At 44.1% G+C, this 24,219-nt stretch carries 22 protein-coding genes and 1 other annotated feature; of the genes, 14 read left to right on the top strand and 8 right to left on the bottom strand.

Annotation, left to right across the window (positions count from 1 at the left end):
* Nucleotides 1-215 precede the first annotated feature (215 nt).
* The 3 genes from ccpA to motS all read left to right on the top strand — a co-directional run bounded on the left by ccpA (nucleotide 216) and on the right by motS (nucleotide 2,819).
* Nucleotides 216-1,220 (top strand): catabolite control protein A, encoded by a 1,005-nt coding sequence (gene ccpA, locus AC0OMU_RS15460; RefSeq protein WP_003229285.1) that lies wholly within the window; start codon nucleotides 216-218, stop codon nucleotides 1,218-1,220.
* A 62-nt stretch (nucleotides 1,221-1,282) separates the two neighbouring features.
* Nucleotides 1,283-2,101, top strand: a complete 819-nt coding sequence (motP, locus tag AC0OMU_RS15455; protein WP_014477672.1) for a flagellar motor protein MotP — start codon at nucleotides 1,283-1,285, stop codon at nucleotides 2,099-2,101.
* A complete protein-coding gene (gene motS, locus AC0OMU_RS15450) occupies nucleotides 2,091-2,819 on the top strand; it encodes a flagellar motor protein MotS (protein WP_003229290.1) in 729 nt (242 codons plus the stop codon). The genes motP and motS overlap by 11 nt, the downstream gene beginning before the upstream one ends.
* 10 nt (nucleotides 2,820-2,829) lie before the next feature.
* Here the strand turns inward: motS and AC0OMU_RS15445 are convergent, their stop codons facing one another.
* The 3 genes from AC0OMU_RS15445 to acuA are packed head-to-tail and all read right to left on the bottom strand — an operon-like array spanning nucleotide 2,830 to nucleotide 5,293.
* Nucleotides 2,830-3,993: an acetoin utilization protein AcuC gene (locus tag AC0OMU_RS15445; protein ID WP_015483569.1), complete on the bottom strand. Its 1,164-nt coding sequence runs from the start codon at nucleotides 3,991-3,993 to the stop codon at nucleotides 2,830-2,832.
* A complete protein-coding gene (locus tag AC0OMU_RS15440) occupies nucleotides 3,990-4,634 on the bottom strand; it encodes an acetoin utilization AcuB family protein (protein ID WP_003229294.1) in 645 nt (214 codons plus the stop codon). The genes AC0OMU_RS15445 and AC0OMU_RS15440 overlap by 4 nt, the downstream gene beginning before the upstream one ends.
* A gap of 26 nt (nucleotides 4,635-4,660) precedes the next feature.
* On the bottom strand, nucleotides 4,661-5,293 hold the full coding sequence (gene acuA, locus AC0OMU_RS15435) for an acetoin utilization protein acetyltransferase AcuA (protein WP_003229296.1): 633 nt from the start codon (nucleotides 5,291-5,293) through the stop codon (nucleotides 4,661-4,663).
* 159 nt (nucleotides 5,294-5,452) lie between these two features.
* Between acuA and acsA the strand changes: the two genes are divergently transcribed.
* The 3 genes from acsA to sr7p all read left to right on the top strand — a co-directional run bounded on the left by acsA (nucleotide 5,453) and on the right by sr7p (nucleotide 9,039).
* Nucleotides 5,453-7,171, top strand: a complete 1,719-nt coding sequence (acsA, locus tag AC0OMU_RS15430) for an acetate--CoA ligase (protein ID WP_474241279.1) — start codon at nucleotides 5,453-5,455, stop codon at nucleotides 7,169-7,171.
* Between the two features lie 54 nt (nucleotides 7,172-7,225).
* Nucleotides 7,226-7,462 (top strand) — a binding site (T-box leader).
* A gap of 50 nt (nucleotides 7,463-7,512) precedes the next feature.
* Nucleotides 7,513-8,781, top strand: a complete 1,269-nt coding sequence (gene tyrS / locus AC0OMU_RS15425; protein WP_474241278.1) for a tyrosine--tRNA ligase — start codon at nucleotides 7,513-7,515, stop codon at nucleotides 8,779-8,781.
* A gap of 129 nt (nucleotides 8,782-8,910) precedes the next feature.
* Nucleotides 8,911-9,039 (top strand): small protein SR7P, encoded by a 129-nt coding sequence (gene sr7p, locus AC0OMU_RS15420; RefSeq protein ID WP_015483566.1) that lies wholly within the window; start codon nucleotides 8,911-8,913, stop codon nucleotides 9,037-9,039.
* 21 nt (nucleotides 9,040-9,060) lie between these two features.
* On the opposite strand, the gene rpsD is transcribed toward sr7p, so the two are convergent.
* On the bottom strand, nucleotides 9,061-9,663 hold the full coding sequence (rpsD, locus tag AC0OMU_RS15415; protein WP_003229304.1) for a 30S ribosomal protein S4: 603 nt from the start codon (nucleotides 9,661-9,663) through the stop codon (nucleotides 9,061-9,063).
* A 294-nt stretch (nucleotides 9,664-9,957) separates the two neighbouring features.
* Here rpsD and AC0OMU_RS15410 point away from each other — a divergent pair, with 294 nt between their 5' ends.
* A complete protein-coding gene (locus AC0OMU_RS15410) occupies nucleotides 9,958-11,697 on the top strand; it encodes a diguanylate cyclase domain-containing protein (RefSeq protein ID WP_015384382.1) in 1,740 nt (579 codons plus the stop codon).
* 37 nt (nucleotides 11,698-11,734) lie between these two features.
* Here the strand turns inward: AC0OMU_RS15410 and AC0OMU_RS15405 are convergent, their stop codons facing one another.
* Complete coding sequence (locus AC0OMU_RS15405) at nucleotides 11,735-12,226, bottom strand: GAF domain-containing protein (protein ID WP_014477664.1); 492 nt, start codon at nucleotides 12,224-12,226, stop codon at nucleotides 11,735-11,737.
* A 126-nt stretch (nucleotides 12,227-12,352) separates the two neighbouring features.
* On the opposite strand from AC0OMU_RS15405, the gene refZ reads away from it, so the two are divergent.
* Nucleotides 12,353-12,976 carry a transcriptional regulator RefZ gene (refZ, locus tag AC0OMU_RS15400; protein WP_015384381.1) on the top strand — a complete coding sequence of 208 codons (624 nt, stop codon included), beginning with the start codon at nucleotides 12,353-12,355 and terminating at the stop codon, nucleotides 12,974-12,976.
* Here the strand turns inward: refZ and hisJ are convergent.
* A complete protein-coding gene (gene hisJ / locus AC0OMU_RS15395; protein WP_015384380.1) occupies nucleotides 12,973-13,779 on the bottom strand; it encodes a histidinol-phosphatase HisJ in 807 nt (268 codons plus the stop codon). The genes refZ and hisJ overlap by 4 nt on opposite strands.
* 196 nt (nucleotides 13,780-13,975) lie before the next feature.
* Here hisJ and ezrA point away from each other — a divergent pair, with 196 nt between their 5' ends.
* On the top strand, nucleotides 13,976-15,664 hold the full coding sequence (ezrA, locus tag AC0OMU_RS15390) for a septation ring formation regulator EzrA (RefSeq protein ID WP_015384379.1): 1,689 nt from the start codon (nucleotides 13,976-13,978) through the stop codon (nucleotides 15,662-15,664).
* Nucleotides 15,665-15,760: 96 nt separating this feature from the next.
* Here the strand turns inward: ezrA and brnQ are convergent, their stop codons facing one another.
* Entirely contained in the window at nucleotides 15,761-17,098 is a 1,338-nt protein-coding gene (gene brnQ, locus AC0OMU_RS15385) for a branched-chain amino acid transport system II carrier protein (RefSeq protein WP_003229322.1), read from the bottom strand.
* Nucleotides 17,099-17,292: 194 nt separating this feature from the next.
* On the opposite strand from brnQ, the gene AC0OMU_RS15380 reads away from it, so the two are divergent.
* The 5 genes from AC0OMU_RS15380 to AC0OMU_RS15360 all read left to right on the top strand — a co-directional run bounded on the left by AC0OMU_RS15380 (nucleotide 17,293) and on the right by AC0OMU_RS15360 (nucleotide 23,328).
* On the top strand, nucleotides 17,293-18,438 hold the full coding sequence (locus AC0OMU_RS15380; protein WP_015483565.1) for a cysteine desulfurase family protein: 1,146 nt from the start codon (nucleotides 17,293-17,295) through the stop codon (nucleotides 18,436-18,438).
* 4 nt (nucleotides 18,439-18,442) lie between these two features.
* On the top strand, nucleotides 18,443-19,648 hold the full coding sequence (thiI, locus tag AC0OMU_RS15375) for a tRNA uracil 4-sulfurtransferase ThiI (protein WP_015384377.1): 1,206 nt from the start codon (nucleotides 18,443-18,445) through the stop codon (nucleotides 19,646-19,648).
* Nucleotides 19,649-19,741: 93 nt separating this feature from the next.
* Nucleotides 19,742-19,951 carry an alpha type acid-soluble spore protein SspA gene (gene sspA / locus AC0OMU_RS15370; RefSeq protein WP_003223491.1) on the top strand — a complete coding sequence of 70 codons (210 nt, stop codon included), beginning with the start codon at nucleotides 19,742-19,744 and terminating at the stop codon, nucleotides 19,949-19,951.
* Nucleotides 19,952-20,129: 178 nt separating this feature from the next.
* Nucleotides 20,130-21,719, top strand: a complete 1,590-nt coding sequence (mbcS, locus tag AC0OMU_RS15365; RefSeq protein ID WP_015483564.1) for an acyl-CoA synthetase MbcS — start codon at nucleotides 20,130-20,132, stop codon at nucleotides 21,717-21,719.
* A gap of 19 nt (nucleotides 21,720-21,738) precedes the next feature.
* Nucleotides 21,739-23,328, top strand: a complete 1,590-nt coding sequence (locus AC0OMU_RS15360; RefSeq protein ID WP_474241277.1) for an amidohydrolase — start codon at nucleotides 21,739-21,741, stop codon at nucleotides 23,326-23,328.
* Between the two features lie 31 nt (nucleotides 23,329-23,359).
* Here the strand turns inward: AC0OMU_RS15360 and AC0OMU_RS15355 are convergent, their stop codons facing one another.
* On the bottom strand, nucleotides 23,360-24,163 hold the full coding sequence (locus AC0OMU_RS15355; protein ID WP_015384374.1) for an NAD kinase: 804 nt from the start codon (nucleotides 24,161-24,163) through the stop codon (nucleotides 23,360-23,362).
* Nucleotides 24,164-24,219: the final 56 nt, after the last annotated feature.

The following is a 24,219-nucleotide window of genomic DNA, read 5'->3' as shown; positions in this document are numbered from 1 at the left end:
ATAAAAACCAAGTATACGTTTTCATCATCTATAAAAACGTGTATAATTTCATGAGAAGTAATTAAATTTGATGAATAATGAAAAATAATGTACACTACTGACTTACGCTTACAAATCATAAACGACATAAATTCGGACATTATGACATTTCTCTACATAAAGTGTTTATGCTATAGATAAGGATAAGTGTATCCAGTAAAAGGAGTGGTTTTAGGATGAGCAATATTACGATCTACGATGTAGCGAGAGAAGCTAATGTAAGCATGGCAACCGTTTCCCGTGTCGTGAACGGCAACCCGAATGTAAAACCGACAACGCGGAAAAAAGTCTTGGAAGCCATTGAACGTCTCGGTTACCGTCCAAACGCGGTGGCAAGAGGGCTGGCAAGTAAAAAAACAACAACTGTAGGTGTCATCATTCCCGATATCTCAAGCATTTTCTATTCAGAGCTTGCACGCGGAATTGAAGATATCGCGACAATGTATAAATACAATATTATTTTGAGCAACTCTGACCAAAACATGGAGAAAGAGCTGCACTTGTTAAACACAATGCTCGGCAAACAAGTGGACGGCATCGTGTTTATGGGCGGAAACATTACGGACGAGCATGTGGCGGAATTTAAGCGTTCCCCAGTGCCGATCGTACTTGCTGCTTCTGTAGAAGAGCAGGAGGAAACACCGTCAGTCGCTATCGATTACGAACAGGCGATTTATGATGCCGTGAAGCTTTTGGTTGATAAAGGACATACAGACATCGCGTTCGTTTCCGGACCAATGGCAGAACCGATCAACCGTTCGAAAAAACTCCAAGGCTACAAACGTGCGCTTGAAGAAGCGAACCTTCCGTTTAATGAACAATTTGTAGCTGAAGGGGATTACACATATGATTCCGGACTCGAAGCACTGCAGCATCTGATGAGCCTGGATAAAAAACCGACAGCCATTCTTTCTGCAACTGATGAAATGGCACTGGGCATTATCCATGCTGCTCAGGATCAGGGCTTATCCATTCCGGAGGATCTCGACATTATCGGTTTTGATAATACAAGATTAAGCCTTATGGTTCGCCCGCAGCTTTCAACAGTTGTTCAGCCGACATATGATATTGGCGCCGTTGCGATGAGACTGCTGACGAAGCTCATGAATAAAGAGCCGGTTGAAGAGCATATCGTCGAACTGCCGCACCGTATAGAGCTAAGAAAGTCAACCAAGTCATAAGAAAAACAAAGAGCAAGCTTCACCTTTATGGTGAATTCTTGCTTTTTTCATGGGGAGAAATGATGAAACGTTTTGATTATCTTACACCTGTTGGATTTGTGTTAGGAACGATTATTATTGTTATTGGGATTATTTCGGGATCGGGAGTAAGCGGTTTCCGCTCTTTTCTTGATCTGACCTCTTTCTTCATCGTAACAGGGGGACTTTGCGCCGCTGTTTTTATCAGTTTTCCGCCAAGAGAGCTGAAAAAAGCGCCCTCTGTGTTAAAGCAGGCATTCATCCGCCAGGAAGACAATGTGAAAGATCTTGTGAAAACCTTTGTCTCCCTTTCCGATCACGCGCGAAAACACGGGCTTTTATCATTGGATGATCAGGCTCGGGAAATCAAAGATCCATTCTTGAAAAAAGGGCTGCTTTTAGCGATTGACGGCTGGGATGAAGAAACGATTCGGCTCGTCATGGATTCAGAAATCGCAGCAATGGAGGAACGGCACCGAAAAGGGCGGCGAGTTTTTGAAAAAGCGGGAGAATTCGCTCCGGCGTGGGGAATGATCGGAACACTCGTCGGGCTTGTGCTGATGCTCAAAAACTTAAACGACCCGCATATGCTCGGACCAAACATGGCCATTGCGCTTCTGACGACTTTATATGGTTCATTACTGGCAAATATGGTCTTCAACCCGATCGCGGCTAAGCTTGAAGAGAAAACAGAAAGTGAAATTTTCATCAAGCAGGTAATGGTGGAAGGGATTATCGGTGTTCAATCCGGAAAAAACCCGCGCAACCTTGAAAGCCAGCTGGTCGTTTTCAGCTCACGGGAAGAATGGCAGAAGCAGCCAAAACAAGTAAAAACAAAAAAGGGATCTGTACATGAAGCTTAGAAGAGAACGTTTTGAAAGAAGGAATGGAAGCGGAAAAAACAGTCAATCTTCGTCCAGCTGGATGGTAACCTTTACAGATCTGATCACTTTGATCCTTGTGTTCTTTATTTTACTCTTTTCGATGTCCCAAATTGATCTGCAGAAATTCAAAGCGGCAGTGGACTCGATCCAGAAGGAAGGCAACGGGCTTCAGCCGGACCAAACATCCATAGAAAAAAAGAATACATCCCCATCTGATACGAAGAAGCAAGAGGATCAGCAGGATCAGCTTCTCAAGAAAGTAAATACATATATAAAAGACAATCATTTGAAGGCCCAAATGACAGCCAAACGGGATGAACGCGGTGTCGTGCTCGTTCTTCAGGAGGCTGTGCTGTTTGATACAGGTGAGGCAAAGGTGCTGAAAAATGCCGAAACACTTCTTCACCAAATCGCCGTTCTTCTTCAAACAATTCCAAATGACATTCAGGTGGAGGGGCATACAGACAGCCGAAACATTTCGACATACCGATACCCGTCGAACTGGGAGCTATCAGCAGCACGGGCAAGTGGAGTGATTCAATACTTCACGTCTAAAGAGAAGCTTCCCTCCAAGCGCTTTATTGCTGTCGGTTATGCGGATACAAAGCCGGTGAAGGATAACAAGACAAATGAACACATGAAGGAAAATCGGCGTGTGGAAATAGTGATCAAAAAATCAAAAACGACCTCTTCGTAAAGGTCGTTTTTTACTTTGTTCTTTGCTGTTCAGAACGTATCGCATATAATGCTTTGCTGACAGTTTGGGCATTTTTTTCTGTAATTTCAGGCTTGCGGGGAATCGGAGGATATAAATCAGCCGGATCGCTCCAGCTCGACGGAAGGGCCACGGGGCATTGTTTTTGCCATTTAGCAATCCATTCCGGCGGGATCTCGTGTCCCGGGTCAATTCCCTTCATTTCAAGCCATATTCTGGCCCAGGCGCGGGGCACGACACGCCAAATATCATATCCGCCGCCTCCGACTGCAATCCATTTCCCTCCACAATATTGATGAGCCAAAGTGTGTGCAAGACGGGGGATTTCTTCGTATATATTGATTGTTGCTGATAAATGCGTCAGCGGGTCGTAGTAATGGGCATCGGCGCCGTTTTGGCTGATAATGACATCAGGCTCGAAATACGCGGCGACTTCTGAAGCTGCTGTCCGGTAAGCCTCAAGAAAAGAATCATCCTCTGTAAAAGCGTCAAGCGGGATATTAAAGGAATAGCCATATCCTTTTCCGCTGCCTTTTTCTTGGATCTGGCCGGTTCCAGGGAATAAATACCTTCCTGTTTCATGAATGGACAGCGTGCATACGTCAGGATTATCGTAAAATGTAAATTGCACACCGTCCCCGTGGTGGGCGTCCGTATCAATATAAAGCACTCTGGCGCTATATTTTTTCTGGATATATTGAATCGCCACAGCGCTGTCGTTGTATATGCAGAATCCTGATGCTCTCCCGCGAAAGCCATGATGAAGCCCTCCACCAAGGTTTGCCGCATGCAGGGCTTGTCCTGACATGACCCAGTCTGCGGCCGTTAAAGTGCCGCCGACCAAGAGGGATGCCGCTTCGTGCATGCCGGCAAAGACGGGTGTGTCTTCAGTGCCGAGCCCGTAGCTTTCTCCTTCTTCAGCGGGAAGCTTTCCGGCGCCCGCAAGCTTTACGGCCTGAATGTAATCGTCCGTGTGGACAAGGGAAAGCTCCTCTTCTGAAGCGAGTCTGGGGGTGACAATGTCTCCATCATCAAAGGCATTGATCATCTTAAGCAAATCATATGTTAACAGAACCCGCTGCTGATTAAAGGGATGCTCCTGATGAAACATATAGGTTTGGTAGGATGGAGAATAGATAAATACACTGTCTCTCATAGCAGATCCCTTTGCTCTGACGGCCATACGACGTGGTGTCCATTTCTTTGTAATGCCTGCAAAAACGGCAGCGGATTCATCGTTTTTACACGGAAGACAAGCACTTTTACACCGGGATCGTCATGCGGATAAACAAGCACGCTTAATATTTTCACTTGAAGGTCTTGGCAAAGACTGCTGATCTCAGCGAGGCTTTTGGTGATGTCGTTTACTTTTATCTCAATTTGCGATCCCGGCTGGTCAGCGCCTGTCAATTTGACAAACGTCCGCAGCAAATCGGTTTTTGTTAAAATGCCTATTAATTTTTGATGGTGTACCACTGGAAGGCAGCCGATGCCATGCTCGTAGAACACGGCTGATATTTCTTCGACAAAATCTAACGGATGGGCGCAGACAACATCTTTTTTCATAATTGAATCTACGCTTCGTGTGAGAAATAGGCTTCGTTTGTTTTCTTCAAAAATACTCGGGCTGGCCTGTTTCATGTCTCTGTCTGTAATCATGCCGATCACGTGTCGTTCTTCATCTACAACAGGCAGATGCCTGATATGGAATTCCTTCAATTTGCATATTGCTGTTTCAAGCGTATCCGTCTTCGTTAATGTAATGACATCTCTTTTCATGATTTGCTCAACAATCATTATTTTTTCCCCTTTGTCAGTGTCAGTTAATACATATAACGATGATAAAAACGGAGCCTGTCAAATTGCTCAATTGATTCTTGGCTGACGTTTTTTCCAATGCGGGCCATCAGACAGTTTGCAGGGTGGGAGCTGATCTCCGGCTCATCCGTTGCAAACCAGACCAATCCGCCTGCATTCATCATCTTTTCCATGATCTTTCTGTATTCCCACACATCTTTTTTCATCCCTTTTAAATCCCAATGCCAGTAATATTCTGTCGTCATCACAATGTAGTTTTCCATTTGTTCATCCATCATGCTGACGGTCAGGAGCGTCTTTCCGACAGCGCATCCCCGATAGTCCGGCGCTACTTCGATGGCTCCGAGCTCAATCAAGTCCTCCATATTTCCTTCAGACCATCTTTCGAGCGGGTCAGGATATAAATACGTGACATAGCCGACAATGGTTCGGCCGTCTCTGGCAATAATAATGCGCCCTTCGGGAAGGCCTGCAATGTCGACTAGCGCTTCATGCTGCTCGCGAGGCGGACGAAATGCGGTTAAATCTTTATGAAACTCATAACCTGCCAAATCCTCTGGAGAGACAGGCCCTTCTATCAGTAAAGAGCCGGTTGCTGTTTTGATGTTTGCTGAATGGTATGTTTTATGATGTTCCACTAATTCACCGTCCCATCAATTCTTATAAAAATACATGCCTTCTTTAAGAATACCAAATTATAAAGCGTTTTCAACATGGTTTATATTTTAAAAATTGAGAAGAATATGAATATATACTATAATAATTGTGACAACTTCAGCAAAGGGGGATGTTTGGGCATGAATTTGAAAGCGTTACCAGCAATAGAGGGGGATCATAACTTAAAAAACTATGAAGAAACGTACCGGCATTTTGATTGGGCCGAGGCAGAGAAACATTTCTCTTGGCATGAGACAGGGAAACTGAATGCGGCGTATGAAGCGATTGACCGCCATGCCGAATCGTTTCGAAAAAACAAAGTAGCGCTTTATTATAAAGACGCAAAAAGGGATGAAAAATACACATTTAAAGAAATGAAGGAAGAATCAAACAGAGCCGGGAATGTGCTGAGACGGTATGGAAATGTGGAAAAAGGGGACCGCGTTTTTATTTTTATGCCGAGATCACCCGAGCTTTATTTTATTATGCTAGGCGCAATCAAAATTGGCGCCATCGCCGGGCCGCTGTTCGAAGCATTTATGGAGGGAGCGGTGAAAGACCGGCTTGAAAACAGTGAGGCAAAGGTTGTTGTCACAACGCCTGAGCTGCTGGAGAGAATACCGGTAGACAAACTGCCTCACTTGCAGCATGTCTTCGTAGTCGGGGGAGAGGCTGAGAGCGGCACGAATATCATCAATTATGATGAAGCAGTGAAACAGGAAAGCACAAGACTGGATATCGAATGGATGGATAAAAAAGACGGCTTTCTGCTTCACTATACATCAGGTTCCACTGGTACGCCAAAGGGCGTGCTGCATGTCCATGAAGCGATGATTCAGCAATATCAAACAGGAAAGTGGGTCCTTGATTTAAAGGAAGAAGACATTTATTGGTGCACGGCTGATCCAGGCTGGGTGACAGGTACGGTATATGGCATTTTTGCACCGTGGCTGAACGGAGCGACAAATGTCATCGTCGGCGGACGTTTCAGCCCGGAAAGCTGGTATGGAACGATTGAACAGCTTGGCGTCAATGTCTGGTACAGCGCGCCGACCGCTTTTCGGATGCTGATGGGAGCGGGAGATGAAATGGCTGCGAAATATGATCTAACTTCACTACGGCATGTGCTCAGTGTCGGTGAGCCGCTAAATCCGGAAGTCATCAGATGGGGACATAAAGTTTTTAACAAACGAATTCATGATACATGGTGGATGACCGAAACGGGCAGTCAGCTCATCTGCAACTATCCTTGCATGGATATTAAACCGGGTTCAATGGGTAAGCCGATTCCAGGAGTGGAGGCAGCGATCGTTGACAATCAAGGCAACGAGCTACCGCCATACCGAATGGGCAATCTCGCCATCAAAAAGGGCTGGCCTTCCATGATGCATACCATTTGGAATAACGCTGAAAAGTATGAATCGTATTTCATGCCGGGCGGCTGGTATGTGTCTGGGGATTCTGCTTACATGGATGAAGAGGGATACTTTTGGTTCCAAGGCAGAGTTGATGACGTCATCATGACCTCCGGTGAGCGCGTCGGCCCATTTGAAGTGGAAAGCAAGCTTGTCGAACATCCGGCTATTGCAGAAGCAGGCGTAATCGGAAAGCCTGACCCGGTGCGTGGAGAAATCATTAAAGCCTTTATTGCACTCAGGGAAGGATTTGAGCCGTCTGATAAACTGAAAGAAGAGATCCGCCTATTTGTAAAGCAGGGTCTTGCAGCCCATGCGGCTCCGCGTGAGATCGAATTTAAAGATAAGCTTCCGAAAACCCGAAGCGGAAAGATCATGAGGCGCGTGCTGAAGGCATGGGAGCTTAATCTGCCGGCTGGAGATCTGTCAACAATGGAGGATTAAAAGGCGGCGTTGACACAGGATTTTATTTATGTTAAAAATGATATAGCTTCATATGAAAAGGTAAAGATTGAGACAAGTAGAATATCCTTACGTTCCAGAGAGCTGATGGCCGGTGAAAATCAGCACAGACGGATATATCGAATACACTCATGAACCGCTTTTGCAAACAAAGCCGGCCAGGCTTTCAGTAGTGAAAGAACGGACCTGATCCGTTATCAGGCAAAGTGATAAGACGAATGTTTGCATTCTCTTATTAGTAGGGTGGTACCGCGATAATCAATCGTCCCTTCGTGTAAACGAAGGGGCGTTTTTTATTTTAATCAAAAAAGGAGCTTTATCTTATGACTAACTTACTTGAAGACTTATCCTTCCGCGGATTGATTCAGCAAATGACAGATGAAGAAGGGTTAAATAAACAGCTGAATGAAGAAAAAATTCGCTTGTACTCAGGCTTTGACCCGACAGCAGACAGCTTGCATATCGGACACCTGCTGCCTATTTTAACACTTCGCCGTTTTCAGCTTGCAGGGCATCATCCGATTGCGCTTGTGGGCGGCGCGACGGGCCTCATCGGTGATCCAAGCGGAAAAAAAGCAGAGCGTACATTAAACACTGCTGACATCGTATCCGAATGGTCCCAAAAAATCAAAAACCAGCTGTCCAGATTTCTAGATTTTGAAGCAGCAGAAAACCCAGCTGTCATCGCGAACAACTTTGACTGGATCGGCAAAATGAATGTGATCGATTTCCTTCGAGACGTTGGTAAAAATTTCGGCATCAATTACATGCTGGCAAAAGATACGGTCAGCTCAAGAATTGAATCCGGCATCTCGTACACAGAATTCAGCTACATGATTCTTCAATCTTATGATTTCTTAAATCTTTACAGAGACAAAAACTGTAAACTGCAAATCGGCGGAAGCGATCAGTGGGGCAATATCACAGCGGGTCTTGAACTGATCAGAAAATCAGAAGAAGAAGGAGCAAAAGCGTTCGGCCTAACGATTCCGCTTGTCACAAAAGCAGACGGCACGAAGTTCGGGAAAACGGAAGGCGGCGCGATCTGGCTTGATAAAGAAAAAACATCGCCATATGAATTCTATCAATTCTGGATCAACACAGACGACCGTGACGTTGTCAAATACTTGAAATACTTTACGTTCCTTTCAAAAGAGGAAATTGAAGCATACGCTGAAAAAACAGAAACGGCGCCAGAAAAACGTGAAGCACAAAAACGCCTGGCAGAAGAAGTGACATCACTTGTTCACGGACGCGAGGCGCTGGAGCAAGCCATCAACATCTCCCAAGCGCTGTTCAGCGGCAATATTAAAGAGCTTTCTGCTCAAGACGTAAAGGTAGGCTTTAAAGATGTTCCTTCTATGGAAGTTGACAGCACCCAAGAGTTTTCACTTGTAGATGTGTTGGTGCAATCTAAATTATCTCCTTCTAAACGCCAAGCGCGTGAAGACATTCAAAACGGAGCTGTTTACATTAACGGTGAACGCCAGACGGAAATAAATTATACCCTATCAGCTGAAGACCGTATCGAAAATCAATTTACTGTTCTGCGCCGCGGGAAGAAAAAATACTTCCTTGTGACGTATAAATAAGAAAAAGATCCTTTGCCACTGAAGGCAAAGGATCTTTTTGTTTACCGCATAGGAATGAAAGGAAAAGAGTATATTAGATAGGGCAAACACGACCAATCACCACCTTTTAAATGAAAGGAGCGCTAAAGCGTGAATCTCATGTGTACGATTGCAAAAGAACGGCTGCAGCGGGATTATTGGGAGCAGCAGGCGCAGGATAGTGTTGGCCAGCAAGAGGCAAAAGACAAAATAGACGATAAAAAAACCCCGACCGCATAGCGGCAGGGGTTTTTAAAACGATTAACGAGAGTAGAACTCAACGATAAGCGCTTCGTTAATTTCCGGAGCAAGTTCAGAACGCTCAGGAAGACGAGTGAAAGTACCTTCAAGCTTTTCAGCGTCGAAAGTAAGGTATTCAGGAACAAAGTTGTTCACTTCAACAGATTCTTTGATGATAGAAAGGTTTCTTGATTTTTCGCGAACACCGATTGTTTGACCAGGTTTCACTAGGTAAGACGGGATATCAACGCGGCTTCCGTCTACAAGAATGTGACCGTGGTTAACCAATTGGCGAGCTTGACGGCGAGTACGTGCTAAACCTAGCTTGTACACAACGTTATCAAGACGAGAATCTAAAAGAATCATGAAGTTTTCACCGTGTTTACCAGCTAGTTTGCCAGCTTTGTCAAACAAAGTGCGGAATTGACGTTCGTTTACACCGTACATGTGACGAAGCTTTTGCTTTTCTTGCAATTGCAAACCGTATTCTGATAATTTTTTACGTTGTCCTGGGCCGTGTGGACCTGGAGCGTAAGGGCGTTTTTCTAATTCTTTTCCTGTACCGCTAAGAGAGATTCCTAGACGGCGAGACAGTTTCCAAGATGGACCTGTATAGCGAGCCATAATGTGACTCCTCCTTTGGTTTTATTTTTGTGGAAAATAAAAACCGTCTGCTCTATTCGACCATGCACATTTTGTTTTCATGTATCCTCGCTCCAGCAGCAGAGAGTTACACGATACACCTTATTGATAAGGAACAAAATGAAAACATAGAAGCTGAACAAAAAGGCTGCAATATTTCACACAAAGGTCATTATATAATTTATTTGTTTTGAAGTCAACCATTCCTCCATTATTGCTTCACCGTTTATGATATAATAAACAAAAATTAGTGGTAAACTTTTAGGTGATAAAAACATGGTAGAACAAACTAAAGATCAATTATCCGCCTTTCATTATCATATGCTCGATTTTTTATTAACCAAATCTGAAAAAGTCACATTCACCGACTCTTTAATATGGCTGACTTCGGCTATTCAAACCTATTTTTCAACCCTTTGTGTTTCGCTTACACCGTCATCATCAGACTTTGTGACAAAACTGGCAGATGGTGAAGCGCGTTTTTCCGCTTCAAAAATAAACGCTTCATGTTATCTGATTGAGGACGGCTCCGGCAGGCGTTTCCATCTTGCGTGCAGGCAGGATGAAGAGATTCCTGAAGGGCTTCCGGACGTGGTTGCTTCATTTTTAAACCAGTCGATGAAACAGGAAAGACTCTATAACAAAACGATCTACCAAAAAAAGATATACAAAATGACGGAGCTGTTCCATTCACTGCTTGATCAGACAGATGTGCTGAAGCAGCTTTTAGAAAGCTTGACCAGCACATTTTCTCTTTTTGAGTTTTCTTTATTTATATCGCACGATCAAGACCAATGTTTAGGGATTCCTGCAAAAGAGCTGTATATGGAAGGGGAAAAATCCGATTCCTTTGCGCTCAAAGTGTATTTGTCCGGGGACATTTTGCGGAAAAATGAATCTGCCGCCTATATTCCGATCAAAGGACAGCAGGGCACATACGGGGTGTTGAAGGCTGAGGGAACGGGTGACAGCTTTCTTACTGATGCCTGCCTTGATGAAATGTCGCTGTTAGCAAACGCCGCGGGAAAAGCGTTTGAAAATGCCCAGCTCTACGAACAATCCAAAGCAAGCATCGCAAATTTGGAATTGATTAATGAAACATCACGCCGCCTGAATCAGCGGCTGACACTGACTGATACAATGAATGATCTGGCTGTGAGAATGGCAGAATCGTTTCAGGCAGAAGAAGTGGGATTTTTTCATATAGACCATTTTGAAAACCTAACATTGCTCCCAGGCAGCACAGCATTTTTTAAAGAAGCGAAGCCGTCAGATTTTTATAATGAGCTGAAAGAAAAGCTGTATGAAGGTGAAAAAGGGGTTTTCATCGGGAATGGCCAGTCTGTTTTTGGGAAGGCGGGGTACGGCTCGCTGATGGCTGCTCCGATGATTCAAAACGACCGGCTTCTAGGTTTTGCGGTTTTATTGAAACAGGAGCTGTACGCTTTTACATTTGAAATGTACAAGCTGTTTCAGGCGCTGATTCATCACGCGACACTGGCTGTAACCAATTCAATGCTCCGCGACCGCCTTGAGCATCTCGTGAAAACAGATCAGCTGACTGAACTGTATTCACGAGCGTATTTAGATGAAAAAATTCAATACAGCATGAAAATCCACCAAAAGGGTGTTTTTATTCTTGTTGATATTGATAATTTTAAGAATGTAAATGATACGTACGGCCATCAGACTGGGGACGAGATTTTAATTCAAGTCGCTTCAGTGATTAAAAGCAACATCCGAAAGCATGATGTCGGTGCCCGCTGGGGAGGCGAGGAGCTGGCGATTTATTTGCCAAATGTGCCGGTTGCAGTGGGGAAACGGATTACCGAGCGACTGGTTTATGCGGTCAGAAAAAATACGAAACCCGAGGTAACCATTTCCTGCGGTATATCCTGCTGGACGACAGAAACAAAAAAGTCGCTGAAAGAGCTTGTGCATGAGGCAGATGAAGCGCTCTACAGCGCGAAACGGAGCGGGAAAAACCGTTTGATGATTCATGACTCAATAAAATAAAAAAAGCCCAAAACGATATCAGTTTTGGGCTTTTATATTACTGAGCTAACGCTTTTTCTAGCGTTTCGGCAAATTGAGTTAAGTATTTTTCATCAATTTCGTCGAAACGGTTTTTCACTGGGCTGTCGATGTCCAAGACGCCGACAATTTTTCCGTCTACACGAATCGGAAGCACAATTTCTGATTGAGACGCTGCATCGCAGGCGATATGTCCAGGAAACGCGTTTACATCCTCAACACGTTCCACTTTTCCGTTTGCGTACGCTGTGCCGCAAACCCCTCTGCCGAAAGGAATCCGAACACATGCCGGCAGGCCTTGGAACGGACCTAACACAAGCTGTCCATCCTCTTCTTTGGCAAAATAGAAACCCGCCCAGTTGACTTCAGGCAGCGAATGATACAGCAGCGCTGAGGCATTTGCATAGTTAGCTATTTGGTCTGTTTCGTCTTCGGTCATGGCTTCGAGCTGTTTTAGCAGAAGCTGATAGTCTTTTTCTTTATCTCCAGATTGTTTTTCGACATGGAACATGGAAAACCCTCACTTTTTCTATAATATAAAACAAAGTTCCGGCTTTTCTGCCGGCATTTGTCGATAAGTTCTTACAGGAACAGCGGCTTTCTGCTTGAATAGTATCAAGAGGAAGGAGTGAGCCGTATGAAAGTAAGCACCAAAGACAAAATTATTGAATCTGCTGTCATGCTTTTTAACCAAAAAGGATTTTCTGGCACGTCTGTCCGTGAAATCGCAAAGTCAGCTGATGTAAATGTTGCGCACATCTCCTACTATTTTAAAGGCAAAGGAGGCTTGATGGAACACTTAGTTTCAGAGTTTTACGAAGGCTACAGCAAAACGCTTGAAACAGCGGCAAGCAATATCTCTTCTCAAAGCACGCAGGAACATCTTCTTCAATTGGTTTTCGATATTTTATCCTATCAGCATAATCATCGTCAATTAACTCGTTTTGTCTACCGGGAAGTTACAATTGACTCCACATTAATCAGGGAAATTATGTCGACATATCTAATGAAGGAAAAGTATATCTTTCAGCTGATCATTGAGGAAGGAGAAAAACAGCGTGAATATTTAACGCTGCCGCTGCCTCATTTTATTCTCCAATTAAAATCTCTCTTGATGATGCCCTATCTCCAGCCTCAATATATTTCAGAAGTACTCTACATGCAGCCGCACGAGCCGTATTTTTATAAAATGTATTTTGAAGAAATCAAGATTTGGATCAGAAGCGTCTTCCGGACAGGAGACGTGGCGCTCACCAATTAGCACCGTTCCAAAAACGCCTCATACGCATATCCGACATCTCCCGCTTGATGGGCATCTGACCCAAACACAAGCGGGATCTTCTTTTGCTTCGCTTTATTCAGCATCCAATCCTCGATATAAATACCGCCAGCGTAAGTTTTTCTTAAGCCGGAAGTATTGAAGTCGAGCTCCATTCCGTTTTCTTCAATGGCATTCAGGCACAGGGAAACGAGGCCGCGAATATGCTCGGACATGCTGTATGGAAACAGCTTGATGAATTTTTGGACGAGTGTGATGTGACCGACTCTTTTTGGCTTATAAACGCCGAGAGATGCTACAATGGAAGAATAGATACTCCGGTAATATTGTTCGTATACAGCTTCAATGCTTCCGCAGGCTGAAATTAGCTCTTTGAAGGTATGCTCGTCATAATCAAGGCATAGATAGGAAGAGTCTGTGCGCAAAAAATGAACGGATAAGATGCTGTCATCTAAATATGGCCCGTATGTGTCCAGGAATAATGTAATTTCGTCTTCAAATTCAGCGATATAATCGACTTCAAGCCCTGTCCGTATGCTAAGCTGTCCGCGATATTCTTTTTTTAATCCGGAAATTTCATTGATATAGCGTTCCAAAGAAGCTTGCGCCATCGCGCTGTCTTTCAGCGGCGTGGGATCGGTAAAAGAGGGCGGCAATGGGGCGTGTTCGGTAAAAGTAATCGATTCAAACCCTTTTTTTAAGGCTTCTTCTGCATATTGTCTGAGTGTGTCATTGGAGCCGTGAGGGCAAAATGGTGTGTGAATATGTCCGTCTCGCTTTTGCATTGATGTCACCCCATGAAAAAATAGTCAAATCCTGCCGATTTTGCACAAAAAGTTTTTGATTTCTGGTCAAAAAATGTTTGTTACATGGTATCATAATAACAATGAAAACGACAGTTTTTCTCAATACATATCCTGAAATCTTTCTGAATAAATAAAACACCCTGACAGATTAAGGTAAACAGCAAGGGGGCTCATTATGGAGTTTGTCATTGGATTATTAATTGTACTGCTTGCGCTGTTTGCGGCAGGCTACTTTTTCAGGAAAAAAATCTACGCCGAAATCGACCGGCTGGAATCGTGGAAGATTGAAATTCTGAATCGGTCGATCGTGGAAGAAATGTCTAAAATAAAACATTTAAAAATGACGGGTCAGACAGAAGAGTTCTTTGAGAAGTGGCGTGAAGAATGGGATGAGATTGTCACAGCCCACATGCCGAAAGTTGAAGAGCTCCTTTATGATGCCGAGGAAAATGCAGACAAATACCGGTTTAAAAAGGCCAATCAAGTGCTCGTTCATATCGACGACCTGCTGACAGCGGCTGAATCAAGCATTGAAAAGATTCTTCGGGAAATCAGCGATCTTGTCACAAGTGAGGAAAAGAGCCGTGAAGAGATTGAACAGGTGAGGGAGCGCTATTCGAAATCTCGAAAAAACCTGCTGGCTTACAGCCACCTTTACGGGGAGCTTTATGACAGCCTTGAAAAGGATCTGGACGAAATTTGGAGCGGCATCAAACAATTTGAAGAAGAAACAGAAGGCGGAAACTATATTACTGCAAGAAAAGTACTGCTTGAGCAGGACCGCAATCTTGAGCGGCTTCAGTCATACATCGATGACGTGCCGAAGCTGTTAGCTGATTGTAAGCAAACGGTGCCTGGCCAGATTGCTAAGCTCAAGGACGGCTATGCCGAGATGAAAGAAAAAGGGTACAAGCTTGAGCATATCCAGCTTGATAAGGAATTAGAAAATCTGTCAAACCAGCTGAAACGAGCGGAACATGTCCTGATGACTGAGCTGGATATTGATGAAGCGTCCGCAATCCTGCAGCTCATTGACGAAAATATTCAATCTGTTTATCAGCAGCTGGAGGGCGAAGTTGAAGCTGGTCAATCCGTACTAAGCAAAATGCCTGAATTGATTATTGCTTACGACAAGCTTAAAGAAGAGAAAGAGCATACGAAGGCGGAAACTGAGCTGGTGAAGGAAAGCTACAGGCTGACAGCCGGTGAGCTCGGCAAACAGCAGGCTTTTGAAAAGCGCCTTGATGAAATTGGGAAGTTGCTATCATCCGTTAAAGATAAGCTTGATGCAGAGCATGTCGCCTACTCACTTTTAGTAGAAGAAGTTGCTTCAATAGAGAAGCAAATTGAAGAAGTGAAAAAAGAGCATGACGAGTATCGTGAAAATCTGCAAGCGCTGAGAAAAGAAGAGCTTCAGGCGAGGGAGACGCTCAGCAATTTGAAAAAAACAATTTCTGAGACAGCAAGACTGCTGAAGAATAGCAACATTCCAGGCATTCCGAGCCATATTCAAGAGATGCTGGAGAACGCGCATCATCATATTCAAGAAACGGTCAATCAACTAAACGAACTTCCATTAAATATGGAAGAAGCCGGAGCCCATTTGAAGCAAGCAGAAGATATCGTCAACAGGGCAAGCCGGGAATCAGAGGAACTTGTCGAGCAGGTCATCCTCATTGAAAAAATCATTCAGTTCGGAAACCGGTTCAGAAGCCAGAATCATATTTTATCTGAACAGCTGAAAGAAGCGGAAAGACGTTTTTATGCTTTTGATTATGACGACTCTTATGAAATTGCAGCTGCCGCTGTAGAAAAGGCTGCGCCAGGTGCAGTAGAAAAAATCAAAGCTGATATATCCGCTTAGATAATCACGACCATGAAAAAGAGCCCGCAGTGTAATGAGCAGGCTCTTTTTTTTCATTACAAAACGCCTGCGCAATAACGCAGGCGTTCTGTGACATTAACTTATTTCATTAAGCTGTTTGGATGGTCCGATGAATAAGGTCAGCACATAGCCGATAACCGCTCCGACGATTCCTGGAAGCACCCAGCCGATGCCGAGGCTGTAAAGAGGAAGATTCGCATTTAGAAACACATCTAAAGATCCAAGTGAAAAACCGGCTGCTTTGATACCGTCTAAAATACTGAAAAGTCCTGTACCGATCAAGCATGCGATGTACACTTCGCGTCTTTCTTTAAAGATCTTATCGATGAAGGAAAGAACGATAATGACAATGGCAAGCGGATAGATAGCTGATAAAATAGGAACAGAAAACGCGATAATTTGCGCGAGTCCGAAATTCGCAATGATCAAGCTGAATAACGTGACAATCGTAACGACAATTTTATATGATAATGCCGGAATAAGTTTTGAAAAATATTGGCCGCAAGATGTGACAAGGCCGATGCTTGTTGTTAAACATGCGACTGTAATCGCTGCTCCGAGTACGATGTTGCCTAATGAACCGAATAAATAATGGGAAGACGCAGATAAAATTTTAGCTCCTTCACCAACAGGACCAATGGCATTTGTGCTTGTTGCACCTAAATAAGCAAGGGATACATAAATGAAAGTCAGGCCTAAAGCGGCAATCACACCTGCTTTAATGCAGGCTGCAGCAAGAGCTTTAGACTGTGTAACGCCTTTGCTTTTTACAGCATTTACAACGACAACGCCAAATACAATTGAAGCAAGTGCGTCCATTGTTTTATAGCCTTCTAAAAATCCTTTAAAAACCGGTGTTCCTTTATATGCTTCTGTCACGGCGCCCAATCCGCCCATCGGCGTGAAGATGGCTTTGAGAACAATGATTAAAATAATTGTGAATTTGATGGGAGTCAGAATTTTTCCGACTCGATCCACAACCTTAGATGGGTTTAACGCTAAATAGTACGTAACGCCGAAAAAGATAAGTGTAAATATTAATAAAGAAAGTCTTTCTGGTACGCCAGTCAAAAACGGAACAGCGCCAATTTCATATGAAACAGTTCCTGTTCTCGGGATGGCGAATAATGGTCCGATTGATAAATAAAGCACGACAGTAAAGATTGTGCCGAAAACAGGGTGCGCTTTGTCAGCAAGGCCTTTAGCGTCCTTACCGGTTAATGCGATGGCGATAATGCCAAGAAGCGGCAGGCCTACCCCTGTCAGTAAAAATCCGCCGATGGCCTTCCAGACGTTGTGTCCGGCTGCTTGTCCAAGTTCCGGCGGATAAATCATATTTCCTGCTCCAAAGAATAACGCAAATAGCATGAAACCAATAATAATGGTATCTTTGACAGGCAGTGAGTGTTTCATGAAAAAAATCCTCCTAATAATTATGTTAAAATATTCTGTCAATTAATTGTCAGATAATATGACGAAACGAACAAATCTTATTATATGGTAAAAAAATTAGAAGTCAATACTAGTTTTTCGTAATTTTCTATTAAATTTTGTTATGGTAACATAAATATCATACCTTGTACCGCTTTCATAAAGGAGTAAAAAAGATGATATATTTAGATAATAGTTCAACGACGAAGCCTTACGATGAAGTCTTGAACGTATATGAACAGACAAGCAGCCGATACTTTGGCAATCCTTCATCTTTGCACCGATATGGAGCCGAAACGGAACAGCTGCTTCAAGCAGCCAAAAATCAAATCAAAAGGTCCTTAGGCCTAAAAAAATATGATATTGTATTTACGTCAGGCGCCACAGAAGCCAATAATGCGGCTTTAAAAGGAGCGGCTTTGTCAAAGATAAAAACAGGCAAACATATCATTGCCACTTCTATTGAACATCCATCTGTTACGGAATCGTTAGAACAGCTGAAAGAGTTGTTCGGGTTTGATATCACTTATCTTTCTGTGAATGAAGACGGATTTGTTTCTATTGAAGAACTAAAAGCAGCCATCCGTCCCGATACCGTGCTTGTCAGCATGATGCATGTGAACAATGAAGTCGGTTCCGTCCAGCCGATTGAAGCGGCAGGAGAAGTGCTGAAAGAGCACTCGAACATTTTGTTTCACGTCGATTATGTGCAGGGCATCTATAAAGTGCCCTTGGCAATTGAAAAGGCCGGCATTGATCTATGTTCAATTTCGGGGCATAAATTTCACGGCCTAAAGGGGACAGGCGCACTTATTGTAAAAGAAGGAACACGCCTTATTCCGCTCATAACGGGAGGCTCTCAGCAAAAAGGCATACGGGCCGGAACAGAACATACTGCTGGTGCGGTTTCGCTTGCCAAGGCCATTAATCTTGCCTCTGCTGATTTTGACACACGGCTTGACACGATGACTGCCACAAAGGAATTGTTTATGAAAAGGCTGAGTGAAATTGAGGGCGTCGTTATCAACACGCCTCAAATGAATAGCGCGCCGCACATTATTAATTTCTCTGTACCGGGGATTAAAGCGGAAGTGCTTTTACACATGCTTGAGGAACAGGATATATTCGTCTCCACAACATCGGCTTGCTCGGCAAAAGAACATAAGCCCAGTAAAGTTCTCTTAGAGATGGGCAAAGGAGAGCAGATTGCCGGAAGCAGCATCAGAATCAGTTTAAATTACAGCCAGACAAGCGATGTGGCAGATCCGTTTATGAACGCGCTTCGACCTGGCATCAAAAAATTAAGGAAAATGATGAGGTAGAAACATGAATTACGATCATATATTAATTCGTTTTGGGGAAATTTCGACCAAAGGCAAAAACAGAAAAAGCTTTATTGAGCGCTTAAAACAAAACATCAGACTCGTTTTGAAAGACTATCCGAATTTAAAATACTTTTCCAACAGGGATCGTATGACGATTACATTAAATGGAGAGGATCCTGAGGCTCTTTTTCCTCATTTAAAGCAAGTGTTTGGGATTCAAAGCTTCAGCCTGGCAATTAAATGTGACAGCCGCCTTGATGATATTAAGGCAACCGCACTAAAGGCCATCAAAGATCAATATAAACCAGGTGATACGTTTAAAGTCGCGACAAAGAGAGCGTATAAGCAATTTGAATTAGATACAAACCAGATGAACGCTGAAATCGGCGGCCATATTTTGCGAAATACAGAAGGATTGACGGTCGATGTTCGCAACCCAGACATCCCGCTCAGAATCGAAATCAGGGAAGAAGCAACATTTTTGACAATTCGTGATGAAAAAGGTGCAGGCGGGCTGCCAGTTGGTTCAGCAGGAAAAGCGATGCTGATGCTTTCTGGCGGCTTTGACAGCCCTGTGGCCGGTTTTTATGCGATGAAACGGGGATTGTCGGTAGAAGCTGTTCATTTCTTCAGCCCGCCATACACGAGTGAGCGCGCAAAGCAAAAGGTAATGGATCTGGCGAAATGTCTGTCCCGTTTTGGGGGAAGCATGACACTTCATATTGTTCCATTTACAAAAACGCAAGAGCTCATCCAAAAACAAATTCCTGAAAATTACACAATGACGGCAACCCGCCGCCTCATGCTTCAGATCGCCGACAGAATCAGAGAAAAGAGAAACGGGCTTGCCATTATTACGGGAGAAAGCCTCGGTCAGGTAGCGAGCCAAACGCTTGAAAGCATGTATGCAATTAATGCGGTGACGTCAACACCGATTTTGCGTCCGTTAATCGCCATGGACAAAACAGAAATCATCGAAAAATCACGGGAAATTGGCACATATGAGACAAGCATTCAGCCGTTTGAAGACTGCTGCACGATCTTTACACCGCCAAGCCCGAAAACACGCCCTAAAAAAGAGAAAATTGAACACTTTGAAAGCTTTGTTGATTTCGAGCCGTATATTCAAGAAGCGGTAGATAACATTGAGACAATGACCCTGTATAGCGAACAAGAAGCTAACGATAAATTCGATGAACTCTTTTAAATCAATTTTCAGCTCCTGTATACAATTACCAAAGTTTTTCTGAATGAAGCCATGTGTTTTGACACATTCTATACTCACAAGGAGGTGAGACACATGGCTAACAATAACTCAGGTAACAGCAACAACCTTTTAGTACCAGGAGCTGCTCAAGCGATCGACCAAATGAAATTAGAAATCGCTTCTGAATTCGGTGTAAACCTTGGAGCAGACACAACTTCTCGCGCTAACGGTTCTGTTGGAGGAGAGATCACAAAACGTCTTGTATCTTTTGCTCAACAAAACATGGGCGGAGGACAATTCTAATTTACAATTTCACATAATGGCTTAGGAGTGGGGGTATCCCCACTCCTTTTCATTTTTTACATATAAAAAAGGACCAGCGGCCTATAAAATCTATGTTTACAGAGGTTGCTTTTAGGCATATCCTTACGGAAAGAGCCTGTATTTATGTATAATGGGTGGAGAAAGTGAGGAGTTGTTCGTGTTAAAACGTGAAGATTTAATTGCCCCTATGCAATATAATTTAGTGAATGAAATGGAAAAGTTCAGTGCCGCTGGACAAAAAACCGCTCTTCTGTGGGAGGACGAGTCGGGCAAGCAAGAATCTTGGTCGTATGAAAAGCTGATGGAAGAAACAAATAAAATCGGAGCGGCCTTAGCTGATCTTGGATTTAAAAAGGGAGACAAGCTGATTGTAATGGTTCCGCGGGTGCTTGAAGCCTATGCTGTTTATTTGGCTATCCTGAAATCAGGAATGGTTGTCATTCCGTGCTCCGAAATGCTTCGCGCGAAAGATCTTGAATACCGGATTGAACATGCAGAGGTAAAAGGCGCCATCGTCTACTCAAAATTTATTGGCGCTTTCCGGGATGTCAGTACGGCTGATAAACTGATTACACTGTCTATTGGTGAAAATGATGCCGGCTGGAAAAACCTCTTATCAATTGAAGCGGACGGAAGCCAATTTAAAACAGCTGACACAACAAGAGATGATATGGCTTTCTTATCTTATACATCCGGGACAACAGGTCAGCCGAAAGGTGTTGTACATACACATGGATGGGCATTTGCTCATTTAAAAACTTCTGCCGGCGCTTGGCTTGATATTTCTGAAAAGGATATCGTCTGGGCAACTGCTGCCCCTGGCTGGCAAAAGTGGGTATGGAGTCCATTTTTAGCGGTGCTTGGCAGCGGAGCAACCGGTTTTGTGTACCACGGCAGATTCAAAGCAGAAAAATATCTAGAGCTTTTAAATCGCTACAAAATCAATGTTTTCTGCTGCACGCCGACAGAATACCGCTTAATGGCGAAGGTTGAAGGCTTGGACCGCTTTGATCTTTCTGCCCTGCACAGCGCTGTTTCCGCAGGTGAGCCGCTCAACCGTGAAGTCATTGATGTTTTCCAAAAGCACTTTGGCATTAAGGTACGGGACGGATATGGCCAAACAGAAAGCACGCTTTTGGTTGGTGTTTTGAAGGATACGCCTATTAAACCGGGAAGCATGGGAAAACCAACACCGGGAAATCAGGTGGAGATCATAAATGAAGACGGTGAAATCTGCAAACCTGGTGAGGTTGGCGATATCGCTGTTCACCTCAGTACGCCTGCGCTCTTTAAAGAGTATTTTAAAGATCCGGAAAGAATGAAAACACAAATTCGCGGCGATTATTTCCTAACGGGAGACAGAGCAAGAAAAGATGAGGAAGGTTACTTCTGGTTTGAAAGCCGAAATGACGATATTATTATCAGCTCCGGCTATACGATCGGGCCTTTCGAGGTGGAAGACGCGCTTGTTAAGCACCCAGAAGTAAAAGAATGTGCTGTTGTCGCAAGCCCTGATGAAATCAGAGGCTCCATCGTAAAGGCGTATGTAGTCCTGCAAAATCATGAAAAACGCAGTGATGAGCTTGTCAAAATGCTGCAAAACCATGTGAAGACGATTACCGCTCCATACAAATATCCTAGAGAAATTGAATTTGTGGAAAGCCTGCCGAAAACGGCTTCTGCAAAAATAAGACGAGTGGAATTAAGAAGACGTGAAGAACAGCTCAAAGCCAATAAAAAGGCGTAAAGAAAGAGAGTGAACGTGAATGAAGGCGATATGGCACGGCGGTTTCATTTATACGATGCTCAAAGAAGGTGATCGGACTGAGGCAGTTTATGTTGAGGATGGTGTCATAAAAGGCACCGGCAGCTATGAACGTTTGAAGGAAAAGTACGGGTCGCCGGAAACAGAAGAAATCAGCCTGAACGGAGCAGTGATGTTCCCCGGTTTTGTTGACAGCCATCTACATTTGATCGGCCACGGTGAGAAACAGCTTCAGCTCGATCTATCCGCACTGACGTCGAAAGATGCAATTTTACAGGCTGCGAAGGAAAGAGAGCGGCAGCTTCCTAAAAACGATTGGCTCATTGGAGAGGGCTGGAATGAAAATCAGTTTGAGACACCTGACTACTTGACTAAGCATGATCTTGATCGCCTGTTTCCTGACAGGCCCGTCTTGCTCAAGCGTATATGCCGGCATGCAATAGCTGTCAATTCTGCGGCTCTTCAAGCAGCGGGAATTTCAAGAAATACCCCTGACCCTGACGGCGGAGTCATTGTAAAAGATGCAAATGGAGAGCCGACCGGACTCCTGTTTGATAAGGCGCAGGATTTGATTCTGAAGGCTGTCCCGCCAGTCTCCCAGCACTATGTTGATGAGGCATTAACGGCTGCAATAAAGGATTGCTGGACAAAAGGCCTGACGGGCGGCCATTCGGAAGACTTGTCCTATTATGGTGATGTTTCGGTGCCGTTGAAAGCTTATGAGAAAGCTGCCGCTGGCGGAAAGTATCCGTTCCGCTGCCATTTGCTCGTTCATCATGAAGCGGTCGATCGATGGGAGCAGCTGGAGAAACCGTCCGGCCCGTATGTGGAGTTTGGTGCGATGAAAATCTTTGCGGACGGGGCGCTTGGCGGGAGAACGGCTTTATTGAAGGAACCATATCAGGATGATCCATCAACAAATGGTGTTCAGGTTCATGATGACGAAACCCTTGGCCGGCTCATTCGCAAAGCGAGAGAAAAAGGGATGGAGGTTGCTGTTCATGCAATCGGCGATCTTGCTTTTGAAAAAGTGCTGAACGCAATTGAAAAGCATCCACCCAAAAACGGCCAGCATGATCGGCTTATTCATGCCCAAGTGCTTGATAACGAATTAATCGAGAGAGCAGCACGCATGCCGATCGCACTTGACCTTCAGCCGCACTTCGTTGCAAGCGACTTTCCGTGGGTCATTGACCGTCTCGGAAAAGACCGGATGAAGACTGCATTTGCCTGGAAAACTCTTATATCTAAAGGCATTTTATGCGCTGGTGGTTCAGATGCCCCGATTGAGCCTGTTGACCCGCTTCTAGGGATACAGTCCGCGGTTCTCAGGAAAAGCAGTCATGAGCAAAACGGGCCAAGCTATAATGAAAGTGAATGTTTACCTGTATATGAAGCGATAAAGCTTTATACAGAAGGTAGCGCCGGTATCATTTATAAAGAGAAGTCACGCGGAAAAATTGCGGAAGGCTATGACGCGGATTTTACAGTTCTCAGTGGTGATCCGTTTGCCATTGACCCCGCACAGCTTCATCTTTTAGATATTAAAAAAACCGTGATTAACGGCCAGATTGTATATGAGAAATCGTAAAAGGACAGGCAGCTGCCTGTCCTTTTAGTTTCTATAAAAAAGTACGCTTCACTTTTTCCCAAAATGAATTGTCCTTTAGTTTGACTGTTTTGATTTGCTTATTAGACAGTTTGATTTCGATCGTTTTCACATTTCTCGTGCTGAGTGCTTCATTGTCTAAGCCAATGATTGGGTGCTCATTGCCGTCCTGTACCACACGAAGGGTCAGCTTTCGGTCAGAGCTGAGGACAAATGGCGAGCCGAGTGTCCGGTAGGTGTTATTGTTAAGAGAAGCAAGCTCAGATACCTGCATGCATGGGAGCAGCGGATCAACAACCGCTCCTGCAACAGACTTGTTATAGGCGGTGCTGCCTGTAGGCGTTGAGATGATCATTCCGTCACCTCTAAACGTTTCAAAGTGGAGATCATCAATCAGCACGTCCATCACAAAGGTTTTAATGATGCTTGAACGGATGGAAACCTCGTTTAAGCAATGAAAAGGACTGGCGTTATCCACTGTCACTTCAATCAGCGGATATTTTCTGACTTCAATTTGTTCAAACGTCATAGCATCGACCATTTTTTCACGCTCATCACTATGAAAGTCGCAATATAAATGAGCTTTCCCCTTTTTGGTAATGCCGACGTACAAGCAGTCGTCACGAAAATTCGTCTTTCTGACTGCCTGCAAAAATGTGCCGTCCCCGCCAATGCTAGCGATAATATTGGCGTCTGAGTGCTGGTTCACAACGGTAAATCCATGCTCTTCAGCCAATTGTGTTAACGAGCGGGCTTGTTCGTTTGTTTCCTGATCCTGTTTGTGAAAAAAATAAACATTACGGCGTTGATCGGTCATATCCCATTTCCCCTTTGCTGTCATATTTAAGTTTTTCTGCCATCCAGTATTTGTGA

The sequence above is a fragment of the Bacillus sp. FAU18 genome (genome assembly GCF_056033885.1).
The sequence above is the reverse complement of the archived record's forward strand: the minus strand, read 5'-3'. Positions and strand labels throughout refer to the sequence as shown.

What these genes read in the sequence shown, in the direction of transcription:
- ezrA (WP_015384379.1), top strand. Translation starts at nt 13,976, where the DNA reads ATGGAGTTTGTCATTGGATTATTAATTGTACTGCTTGCGCTGTTTGCG.
- hisJ (WP_015384380.1), bottom strand. Translation starts at nt 13,779, where the DNA reads ATGCAAAAGCGAGACGGACATATTCACACACCATTTTGCCCTCACGGC.
- tyrS (WP_474241278.1), top strand. Translation starts at nt 7,513, where the DNA reads ATGACTAACTTACTTGAAGACTTATCCTTCCGCGGATTGATTCAGCAA.
- brnQ (WP_003229322.1), bottom strand. Translation starts at nt 17,098, where the DNA reads ATGAAACACTCACTGCCTGTCAAAGATACCATTATTATTGGTTTCATG.
- motP (WP_014477672.1), top strand. Translation starts at nt 1,283, where the DNA reads ATGAAACGTTTTGATTATCTTACACCTGTTGGATTTGTGTTAGGAACG.
- ccpA (WP_003229285.1), top strand. Translation starts at nt 216, where the DNA reads ATGAGCAATATTACGATCTACGATGTAGCGAGAGAAGCTAATGTAAGC.
- AC0OMU_RS15355 (WP_015384374.1), bottom strand. Translation starts at nt 24,163, where the DNA reads ATGACCGATCAACGCCGTAATGTTTATTTTTTTCACAAACAGGATCAG.
- AC0OMU_RS15360 (WP_474241277.1), top strand. Translation starts at nt 21,739, where the DNA reads ATGAAGGCGATATGGCACGGCGGTTTCATTTATACGATGCTCAAAGAA.
- acsA (WP_474241279.1), top strand. Translation starts at nt 5,453, where the DNA reads ATGAATTTGAAAGCGTTACCAGCAATAGAGGGGGATCATAACTTAAAA.
- refZ (WP_015384381.1), top strand. Translation starts at nt 12,353, where the DNA reads ATGAAAGTAAGCACCAAAGACAAAATTATTGAATCTGCTGTCATGCTT.
- AC0OMU_RS15410 (WP_015384382.1), top strand. Translation starts at nt 9,958, where the DNA reads ATGGTAGAACAAACTAAAGATCAATTATCCGCCTTTCATTATCATATG.
- motS (WP_003229290.1), top strand. Translation starts at nt 2,091, where the DNA reads ATGAAGCTTAGAAGAGAACGTTTTGAAAGAAGGAATGGAAGCGGAAAA.
- AC0OMU_RS15380 (WP_015483565.1), top strand. Translation starts at nt 17,293, where the DNA reads ATGATATATTTAGATAATAGTTCAACGACGAAGCCTTACGATGAAGTC.
- AC0OMU_RS15440 (WP_003229294.1), bottom strand. Translation starts at nt 4,634, where the DNA reads ATGATTGTTGAGCAAATCATGAAAAGAGATGTCATTACATTAACGAAG.
- thiI (WP_015384377.1), top strand. Translation starts at nt 18,443, where the DNA reads ATGAATTACGATCATATATTAATTCGTTTTGGGGAAATTTCGACCAAA.
- AC0OMU_RS15405 (WP_014477664.1), bottom strand. Translation starts at nt 12,226, where the DNA reads ATGTTCCATGTCGAAAAACAATCTGGAGATAAAGAAAAAGACTATCAG.
- rpsD (WP_003229304.1), bottom strand. Translation starts at nt 9,663, where the DNA reads ATGGCTCGCTATACAGGTCCATCTTGGAAACTGTCTCGCCGTCTAGGA.
- AC0OMU_RS15445 (WP_015483569.1), bottom strand. Translation starts at nt 3,993, where the DNA reads ATGAGAGACAGTGTATTTATCTATTCTCCATCCTACCAAACCTATATG.
- sspA (WP_003223491.1), top strand. Translation starts at nt 19,742, where the DNA reads ATGGCTAACAATAACTCAGGTAACAGCAACAACCTTTTAGTACCAGGA.